3 protein-coding genes are annotated in these 1,799 nt (G+C 64.7%); all 3 read left to right on the forward strand.

The annotated features are described in order from the left end of the window. Positions 1 to 602, forward strand: a 602-nt coding sequence (locus tag ENZ74_RS30935) for a glycine cleavage T C-terminal barrel domain-containing protein (RefSeq protein WP_281059753.1), incomplete at its 5' end; no start/stop codon positions are given. Further along, a complete protein-coding gene (locus ENZ74_RS30940) occupies positions 595 to 1,182 on the forward strand; it encodes a sarcosine oxidase subunit gamma (protein ID WP_013531140.1) in 588 nt (195 codons plus the stop codon). The genes ENZ74_RS30935 and ENZ74_RS30940, both read left to right, overlap by 8 nt. Positions 1,183 to 1,355: 173 nt before the next feature. Continuing rightward, on the forward strand, positions 1,356 to 1,799 hold a 444-nt coding region (locus ENZ74_RS30945; RefSeq protein WP_127313263.1), incomplete at its 3' end, for an MFS transporter.

Here is a 1,799-nt window from a genome sequence, read left to right on the forward strand (position 1 = left end):
AAATATCAGGCGTGCCGGTGATGATCTGCCGGCTGTCCTTCTCCGGTGAAATGGCCTTCGAGGTCTATTCCGGCGCCGGCCATGGCACCCATGTCTGGAAAGCGCTTGTCGAAGCCGGCAAGCCGTTCGGGCTGGTCACCTACGGTCTTGAGGCATTGGGCACCATGCGCATCGAAAAGGGCCATGTCACCGGCGCCGAGATCGACGGCCGCACCACGGCGCGCGACCTGCATCTCGACTGGATGCTGTCGAAGAAGAAGCCGTTCATCGGCTCGGCGATGATGGACCGCGAAGGCTTGATCGCATCGGACCGCCTCGAACTGGTCGGCCTGATCGCTCTCGATAACCGGCCGCTCAACGGTGGCGCCCACATCGTCGAGGAGGTTGACGAAGCCAATCCGCACGACTCCATCGGCCATATCACCGCCTGCTGCTATTCGCCGGCGCTCGGCAGACATATCGCGCTGGCGCTGGTCGAGGGCGGCAAGGCACGGCACGGCACGCGCGCCCACGTCTCCGATCCCTTGCGCAACCGGTTCGGACCGGTCGAGATCGTCTCCAACCACTTCTTCGATCCGGACGGGAGCCGCATGCATGGTTGAGCACCAATCCCCGCTTGAGCCGGAATTTCACGTCGGCTCGCACGGCAATTTCGAGCATGGCGTCGAGATCATCCTGACCGAGACGAGGCCGGGCTCGATCGTGCAACTCGCCGCCTGGCCCGGCGAGGAGAAGAGGCTGATCGCAGCCATCCGCACCGTCACCGGGCTGGCGCTTCCCGATGGCGCCGGCGGCGGAGTGAGCGACGGGGTCAAGTCAGTGTTCGGCTTCGCGCCGGGAAAGTTCACCGTTGCCGACGAGGCCGAAGGGCTGGCCGCTGCCTTTGCCAAGGTGGTGACCTCGGCCATCGGCACGGTGACCGATCTCTCGCACGGCCGCACCGCCATCCGCATTGCCGGGCCGAAGGCCGAATGGGTGCTGGCGAAATTCTTCGCCATCGACTTTTCGCTGCCGGCCTTTCCCAATGGCGCCGGCCGCTCGACCGCTCATCACGACGTCTTCGCCCAGATCCAGCGCACCGGCGCCGACCAGTTCGACATCTATGTCTTCCGCTCGTTTGCACGCTCGTTCTGGAAGGCGCTCTGCCACGCCAGCGAGGAAGTCGGCTACGAGGTGCAATAGGCGGCGCCGAAAGGTCGCATCGCTCCTGCTTCTGGCATCAACGCCAGCCGTTTCTGCCGCTAGAGACTCAGGCCGCAGGCGCCCATGGTGCGAAAATGCGGCCGCCCAACCGGCCCAGGGATATGAAATCCCTTCTTCAAGAGTCGGCACATTCGTTTGGTTCGAACATCTCCATGACCGCAGAACTATCCGCCGGCGCCACGGATCGCGCCGATGTGCCGGCCAGAGCCTTGCTCCTGCTGCCGCTGACGGTCGCCTGCGGCGTGTTCATGACCAGCCTCGACCAGAATGTCGTGGTGACCGCGCTGCCGGGCATCAGCGAAAGCCTCGGCCGTCCGCCCAGCCAGCTCGGCCTGCTGATCACCGTCTATGTCGCCAGCCTGATCATCTCGATGCCGCTTGGCGGCTGGGCCGCCGACCGCTTCGGCCTGCGCAACGTCTACTGCTTTGCCTTGCTGGTGTTCGCCGCCTCGTCGGCGCTTTGCGGGCTGTCCGACAACATCTGGACGCTGGTTGGTGCGCGTGCGTTGCAAGGCTTCGGCGGCGCCTTGATGGGCACACTAGGCCAGGTCGTCATCCTGTCGACTTTTCCGCGCAGCCGAACGCTCAAGATCAAC

This window comes from Mesorhizobium sp. M7A.F.Ca.CA.002.15.2.1, assembly GCF_003998715.1.
Taxonomy (GTDB): domain Bacteria; phylum Pseudomonadota; class Alphaproteobacteria; order Rhizobiales; family Rhizobiaceae; genus Mesorhizobium; species Mesorhizobium ciceri.